The organism is Pseudonocardia sp. KRD291, assembly GCF_019263595.1.
In the GTDB taxonomy this organism is placed as follows: domain Bacteria; phylum Actinomycetota; class Actinomycetes; order Mycobacteriales; family Pseudonocardiaceae; genus Pseudonocardia.
The window spans coordinates 21,994-28,987 of sequence record NZ_JADQDD010000043.1 but is presented as its reverse complement, the minus strand read 5'-3'; the positions used below and the strand labels follow the sequence as shown (position 1 = coordinate 28,987).

Genomic DNA, 6,994 nt, shown 5'->3' with positions numbered 1-6,994 from the left:
GGCCTGCTCGACCGGGTGGTCCCGCGCGCCGGTAACGGCCGGTTCGTCGTCGCCCCTGGCTCCACGCCGGCGCCCCGGCGCGCCCGGACGGTTCCGGTGCGGGTCGAGGTCGAGCAGGGCGTGCACGTGAACCCGGCCGCGTTCGCGACGTTCGTGACGACCACGCTCAACGAACCCCGCGGCTGGGGGCACGACGGATCCGTCGGGTTCGCCCGCACCGCGGGCGATGCGCCGCTGCAGGTCGTGCTGGCCAGCCCGGCCACGACCGACCGCTTCTGCGCGCCGCTGGACACGAACGCCGCCCTGTCCTGCCGCAGCGGGTCCCGCGCCGTGATCAACGCGGCGCGGTGGGCGAACGGCACCCCGGAGTACGCCTCCGACCTCACCGCCTACCGGCACTACGTCGTCAACCACGAGGTGGGGCACTGGCTGGGCCACGGTCACGTGCCCTGCCCGGGCCGCGGCCGTCCGGCGCCGGTGATGCAGCAGCAGACCCTCGGCCTCGACGGCTGCGCGCGGAACTCCTGGCCCGCCCCCTGACCCGCGGCGGAGGCGGTCACCTCGGGGCGCGGGTCACGGCCCTGCTCAGTCCCCACCCGGCGAGTCCTGCGCCCAGGCCGAAGAGCACGTGCAGCGCGATCACCGTCGTCATCCCGGGAAGCATCGCCGGGAGCGTGACGCCGACCCGCAGGCTCCGCGTGAGCGGGACGACGAGGGCGACGAGGTGGATCGGCGCCGCGAGGACGGCCAGCAGGACCGGGTGGCGGCGCACCACGCCGGCCAGCAACACCGCGTCGACCGCCGCGGCGGCCAGCACGTAAGGCGCGACGCCGAGGACCCCGTTCGGCCCGATCCCGGTTCCGAGCAGGACACCGGCCGACGCCAGCCCGACGGCCGTCGTGACCCCGGCCCGTCTCGCCGTCAGTGCCGTCGCGACCAGCAGGCCCAGCCACAGCACCCCGCGGTGACCGGGTACCCCGGTCGGCAGCCGCAGCTCCGCCTGGACCGCGATCGCCACGACCGTGACGAGCCCGAGCAGCACGGCGCGCATCCCGACGCCGTCGACGGCGTGCGCGGCGCGGAGCCGCCACGGGGCCACGTCGCGCGGGCCGGGGCTCTCGATCGACGTCATCGGTGGCGCCTTTCCCTGACTCATGGGCGGACCGGTTGCGGAACGCCGGAATCCTGGACAAGACTACCGACCGCATCTGCGTTACACAGGCCTCAGCGCGCACGGATCTGCGCCCACGAACGTTCGGAGACTCCTCGTATGCGCGTTCGTCGGTGCGGCGTCCTGCTCGCCATGTGCGCGGTCCTTCTCGCCGGCGCGTGCGGTGGCGGGAGCGGGCCCGGGACCGGCGCCGGAACCGGGCCCGGTTCCGGCGGCGGCCCCGCCGGGGACGGCTACGCCGTGACGGTCCGCACCGGCGCCGCGGCGGAGCGGTTCGACGCGGCCCGTCTGAACGGGCTGCCCGCCGTCTCGGTGCAGACACCGCGGTCGGGCGGTGAGACCACCCAGACCGGGCCGTCGCTGGTCAGCGTGCTGACCTCGGCGAACGCGGCGGGCTACCGCACGGTGCGGGTGGTCGGGCCGAGCGAGTCCGTGACGCTCGCCGCCGGCGAGGTGCGCCCGGACCTGCTCCTCGCGACCACGCGGCGGGGAACCGTCAAGCTGGCCGGCCCGGGCCTGGACCCCTCCCGATGGGTCCGCGACGTCACCGACGTCGAGGTGACCCCCTGACCGGGCTCTCGCTCGCCGACGTCGACGTCCTGATCGGCATCGACGACACCGACAACCTCACCAGCCGTGGTACCGGGTGGCTCGCCCAGCAGCTGCTCGCCGAGCTGTCCGAGCGTGGCCTCGGGGCCTGCGCCGGCGCCACCCGCCACCAGCTGCTGCGCGATCCCCGGATCCCCTACACCTCGCACAACAGCGACGCCTGCCTGGCCTGGTGCTCCGGTCCCGGCACGACGCCCGAGCTCCTCGCCGAGGTCGTCGGCGCGTACCTGGAGGCCCACAGCGCGCCGGGCTCCGACCCCGGCCTGGCGGTCTGTGTCCCCGCGCGGCTCGACGCGGGGGCCCGCGATCTGCTCGCCGCGTTCGGGCGCTCGGCGCAGACCGAGGTGCTCGACGTCGCCGACGCGCGCGCCCTGGCCGCGCGGGTCGGGGTCCACCTGTCCGGGCACGGCGGCACCGAGGACGGCGTGCTCGGCGCACTCGCCGGCGTCGGGCTGCACCTGTCCGGTGCGGACGGCTTCTTCCTGTGGATGCCGGGCACCCGCCGGCTCCCGGAGCGCCTCACCTACGCGGCGCTGTGCGACGCCGTCCCGATCGACGGGGCCGCCGATCCCGCGGGCCGCGTCCCGGCCGCCGACGACCTGGTCGAGCTCGGCGACTGGGTCCGGCCGGTGCTGCGCGGGGGGCGGGCGGTCCTGCTGCTGCAGGCACCGCCGCAGGGCGAGCGGCATCCGCGGACCTGGACCGTCGCGCCGAGGTCGGTCGTGCGGACGTTCTGACGATCGGGCGGCGGTTCCGGCGAACCGCCGCCCGTGTCGTACCCGCTGTCAGGGGACGAGGATCGCCCGTCCCCGGACCCGGCCCGCGTCGAGGTCGTCCAGGGCGTCCTGGAAGCGGTCGAGCGGGTAGGTCGAGGTGTGCAGGCGGACGAGGCCGCGCGCCGCGAGCTCCATCAGGTCGCACAGGTCGTTGTAGCTGCCGACCAGGTTCCCCACGACGTTGATCTCCGAGGAGACGAGGTCGATCGTCGGGACGTCGACGTTCTCGCCGTAGCCGACGACGTGGTAGTCGCCCGCCTCCCGGGTCATCCGCAGTCCCTCCGCGGTGCTGCCGCCCTCACCGACGAAGTCGACGACGACCTCGGCGCCGCGTCCCTTCGTCCGCGACAGCACCTCGTCGACCTGGCCCCCGTCGGCGACGACGCCTTCGTCCGCGCCGATCTTCATGGCGAGCTCGAGCGCATCCGGGTTGCGGTCCAGGACCACGATCTTCGCCGGGGTCAGCGCCTTGAGCACCTGGATCCCGATGTGCCCGAGCCCGCCGGCACCGATCACGACGCAGGTGTCGCGCGGTCCCAGACGCCGGGACGCCTTGGCCGCGGCGTGGTAGGCGGTCAGGCCGGCGTCGGCGAGCGCGGCGACGTCGGCCGGCTCGAGCGAGTCGTCCAGCTTGACCACGCTGCGCGCGGAGGTGCGCAGGTACTCAGCGTAGCCGCCGGCGGTGTCGATCCCGGGGAACCGGTTCTGCTCGCAGTGCACGTCGTCGCCGGAGCGGCAGGCGCGGCACAGCCCGCAGGTGATGAGCGGATGCACGATCACCTTGTCGCCCTCGGCGACGTTGGTGACGGCGCTGCCCACCGCGTGCACGTGGCCCGCGTTCTCGTGCCCGATCGTGTACGGCAGCGTGACACCGGACTTCTCGGCCCACTGTCCTTCGAGGATGTGCAGGTCGGTCCGGCACACGCCGGCACCGCCGATCCGCACGATCACGTCGAACGGCTCGACGACGGTCGGCTCGGGGACGTCGGTCATCTGCAGCGGCTGGTGGTAGCCGACGACCTGGACTGCCCTCACGACGCTGCCTCCTGTGTGGCCGGGGTGGTGGAACCGGGGTAGCGGGTACGCAACAGGCCGCGGCAGAAGTGCGCGTTGCCCTCGATCGAGATCCGGGTGGAGCGGGCCATCCGCAGCCGCAGCGGGACCTCGTCGGCCGGGTACGCGTGCCCGGTGTCATCGACCAGGACCGGCAGGTGTGCGGCGTCGCCGAGGCCGATCGCGGCCCGGCGGCGCAGCAGCGCCGCGGTGGTGTCGTCGTCGGGAAGGTCGCCGAGCGTGACGCCGTGCAGGTCGACCTCGGCCCGGTCCGGGTCGGCGCGCAGCAGGCGGGTCAGCACCCGTTCCATGGCCGCGGTGTGCGCCTTGCGCCGGAACGTGCGGCGCAGGTCGTCGAGGCTGTCGTCGGCCTCGTGGGCGAACGTGCCGCGGTAGCCGGCGTCCGCGGCCAGGCCGGCGTTGATCAGGTCCGAGTCGTGGTGGTCGTCGAGCTCGACGACCACCTGCCCGGTCCAGGGCAGCGCGCTCAGCACGTCCTTGGAGTCCGAGGCCATCAGGTAGGCGAAGTTCGGTGCGCAGAAGCTGGTGGGCAGGCGCAGGTGCACCTCGACCCGGTCGCCGTCGACGTGCAGGGACCGGACGAACTCCAGGTCCGTGATCGGCTCGTCGAGCTCCGGGTCGACCACGGCGTCCAGGGCGTGGAACGCCTGGTCGTGGCGGGCCGCGAGGTCGTGGATGGTGGTGGGCTGCGTCGTCGGGGTGGGCATCAGGACGCGACCGCCACTTCCTCCGGGACGTCCGTGCTCAGCTGCAGCTCGGCAGGGACCGGGATGTCGTACATCGCGGCCGCGTTCAGCCCGAGGATCTTCTTCTTCTGCGCGGTGCTCAGCGGCGCGTACTCCGAGAGCTCGGCCGGGATCTCGAAGGCGGCGAACGCCTCGACCAGCCAGCGCGGGGTCCAGATCGCGTAGTCGCTGGAGAACTGGATCCGGTCCTCGCCGATCCAGAACAGCAGCTCGCCGATGATCTGCCCGAAGTACTTCGGGCGGCTGTGGATGAACGGCATCGCGACGGCCAGACCGGCGTGCACGTTCGGCTCCTGGGTGGCGATCCAGCAGAAGTCCTCGAGCCGCGGCAGGCCGCAGTGCTCGATCACGAAGTTCAGCTCGGTGAAGTCGGTGGCGACCTTGTCCACGTCGGCGACGTCGAAGGCGTCGCGGTCCAGCGGGCGGATCGTCGGGCCCTTGTGGATGTGGATGTTCTTGATGCCGAGCTCCTGGGCGGCCTCCAGGTAGCGGTAGGACCACGGGTCGTCGAGCTTCCAGCCGCGCGAGTCGCCGTGCCACTCCGCGGTGTAGAGCTTCGCGCCCTTCAGGTTGAACCGCTTGGCGTCCTCGCGGAGCTGCGTGAGGCCCTGCTCGCCGTTGCGGGGGTCCCAGTGGTGGTTGTAGGTGAGCCGGTCCGGGTTGGCCTGCGCCAGGGCGAAGGCCTCCTCGGTCTGACCGAACCCGTTGTTGTAGAACTCGCCGAGGTGGGCCGGCTGGAAGATCGCGTGGTCGACGTAGCCGTCGGTGAACAGGTCCTTCATCAGACGCTCGCCGCCCTGGTAGAGGTAGTCCTCGTAGGGCCAGACCTCGGACTCCGGGCTGAGGTTGCGGTGGTAGTCGTAGAAACAGTCGATGAACTGCTTGCCGTGGATGTTGCGCTGGTTCTCCGGGCGCGCGTCCCAGAGGGCGACATGGGCGTCCAGGATGAAGTAGGACTCACCGTCGTTCGAGTACATCGTCGTCTCTCCTCCCGACGCGGACGGCGGCGTCCGCGTCGGGCGGGACGGTAGGCAGCGGGGAGCCCCCGCGGTCATGATCGTCGTCTCAACCTGAGACGGGCGTCGCAGGGGGACCGACGGGCTGCCGTGTCAGAGTCGGGGGGACGGACCGCGGGAGGTGCGCAGATGCCGGAGGAGACCACGGGCGGGATCGTCCCGGCCGCGCCGAGGCTGTCGGCGTCGTGGCACCGCAGCGAGACCTACGGCGTGTCCCTGGACGCGGTGAGCCCCGCGTTCAGCGGATCGGTCGACGACGAGTCGCTGTTCTACCGGTGCGGGCACGAGGTGCTCGAGGGCCTGCAGACCGGGCTGTCCGGCGAGCCGGTCAGCCTGATGCTCACCGACGCCGACGGGATCGTGCTGAGCCGGGTCTGCCGGGAACGACCGCTGGCCCGCTCGCTCGACCGCAGCTACCTGGCGCCGGGCTTCGCCTTCTCCGAGCGGGAGGCCGGGACCAACGGGCTCGGCCTGGCCCTGGCCGACCGGGTCCCGTCCCTGGTCCGTGGCGACCAGCACTACTGCTCCCAGCTGCACGGCTACACCTGCGCCGCCGCCCCGGTCCTCGACCCCCTCGACGGCGCCCTGCTCGGCAGCATCAACCTGACCACCTGGTCGGAGCGCTCGGCCGGGCTGCTGCTCGCGCTGGCCCAGACCGCGGCCGGTCACACGGCGGCGCTGATGCTGGCCCGCAGCCGGGGCGCCACACCCCGGCCGACGCCGCGCGGCGAGGTCTTCCACGTCCACGACCGGCCGCACGCCCCGGACCCGTCGGCGCGGATGTCGGCCGCCTGGCGCGGCGCGCTGCTCGAGGTGCAGGACGCGCTGACGGCCGGTGCGTGCGTCGGCGTCGTCGGGGAGCCCGGAGTGGGCAAGACGGCGCTGCTGGCCTCGGCGCTGCGACAGGTCCGGCCGCGGGGCCGGGTCCTGCACGCCCGTCCCCCGGCGGCCCGCGACACCGCGGCCTGGCTGGGCCTGTGGTCCCCGGAGCTGCGCAAACACGACACGAGTGTGATCGCGGGACGGGTCGACGAGCTGCCGTCCTGGGCCGCGGACGAGCTGGCCGGGATCGTGCGCGGCGGCGCGCAGCAGGCCCTGAGCCTCACCGCGCCCGATCCGTCGGCCGTCCCGGAACCGCTCGCGCGGCTGCTCGACGTGGTCGTGGAGGTGCCGCCGCTGCGGCACCGCAGCGCCGACGTCATGCCGCTGGCCGAGCACTTCGCCGAGCGGACGCACCGCACCGTGCGGTTCACCCCGGCCGCCGCCCGCGCCCTGCGCACGTTCTCCTGGCCGGGCAACGCCGAGCAGCTGTTCCGCACCGTCCGGGACGCGGCGAGCCGCAGCACCGTGATCGACGTGCGGCACCTGCCCCCGGAGATGCTGTCCTCCTCGCCCACGACCCTCACCCGGATCGAGGCCCTCGAGCGCGACGAGATCGTGCGCTGCCTCGCCGAGCACGGGATGAGCGTGACCGAGACCGCCGACACGCTGGGACTCAGCAGGGCCACCACCTACCGGCGGATCTCCCGGTACGGGATCAGCGTGCCGCGGTCTTGACGGACCGGCCACTGCGGTGTGATGTCGACCCCGGGCCGGTCGACG

The 6,994-nt window shown here is 73.5% G+C and carries 8 protein-coding genes; 4 read left to right on the top strand and 4 right to left on the bottom strand.

Annotation, left to right across the window (positions count from 1 at the left end; translation table 11 throughout):
- The coding region (locus I4I78_RS09050) for a DUF3152 domain-containing protein (RefSeq protein WP_218610789.1) at positions 1-540 on the top strand (540 nt) is incomplete at its 5' end.
- A gap of 16 nt (positions 541-556) precedes the next feature.
- On the opposite strand, the gene I4I78_RS09045 is transcribed toward I4I78_RS09050, so the two are convergent.
- Positions 557-1,132, bottom strand: a complete 576-nt coding sequence (locus tag I4I78_RS09045) for a hypothetical protein (RefSeq protein WP_218610788.1) — start codon at positions 1,130-1,132, stop codon at positions 557-559.
- 138 nt (positions 1,133-1,270) lie between these two features.
- On the opposite strand from I4I78_RS09045, the gene I4I78_RS09040 reads away from it, so the two are divergent.
- Entirely contained in the window at positions 1,271-1,741 is a 471-nt protein-coding gene (locus tag I4I78_RS09040; RefSeq protein WP_218610787.1) for a hypothetical protein, read from the top strand.
- A complete protein-coding gene (locus I4I78_RS09035; protein WP_218610786.1) occupies positions 1,702-2,517 on the top strand; it encodes a hypothetical protein in 816 nt (271 codons plus the stop codon). Before I4I78_RS09040 ends, I4I78_RS09035 begins: the two co-directional genes overlap by 40 nt.
- Positions 2,518-2,565: 48 nt before the next feature.
- On the opposite strand, the gene I4I78_RS09030 is transcribed toward I4I78_RS09035, so the two are convergent.
- From I4I78_RS09030 to I4I78_RS09020, 3 genes are read right to left on the bottom strand one after another with little or no spacing between them, the layout of a single operon-like run.
- Complete coding sequence (locus I4I78_RS09030; RefSeq protein ID WP_218610785.1) at positions 2,566-3,591, bottom strand: NAD(P)-dependent alcohol dehydrogenase; 1,026 nt, start codon at positions 3,589-3,591, stop codon at positions 2,566-2,568.
- A complete protein-coding gene (locus tag I4I78_RS09025; RefSeq protein WP_218610784.1) occupies positions 3,588-4,337 on the bottom strand; it encodes an iron-sulfur cluster assembly protein in 750 nt (249 codons plus the stop codon). The genes I4I78_RS09030 and I4I78_RS09025 overlap by 4 nt, the downstream gene beginning before the upstream one ends.
- Positions 4,337-5,353 carry an amidohydrolase family protein gene (locus I4I78_RS09020; protein ID WP_218610783.1) on the bottom strand — a complete coding sequence of 339 codons (1,017 nt, stop codon included), beginning with the start codon at positions 5,351-5,353 and terminating at the stop codon, positions 4,337-4,339. Before I4I78_RS09020 ends, I4I78_RS09025 begins: the two co-directional genes overlap by 1 nt.
- Before the next feature lie 168 nt (positions 5,354-5,521).
- Here I4I78_RS09020 and I4I78_RS09015 point away from each other — a divergent pair, with 168 nt between their 5' ends.
- Positions 5,522-6,949, top strand: a complete 1,428-nt coding sequence (locus tag I4I78_RS09015; protein WP_218610782.1) for a helix-turn-helix domain-containing protein — start codon at positions 5,522-5,524, stop codon at positions 6,947-6,949.
- The last annotated feature ends 45 nt before the right edge of the window (positions 6,950-6,994 follow it).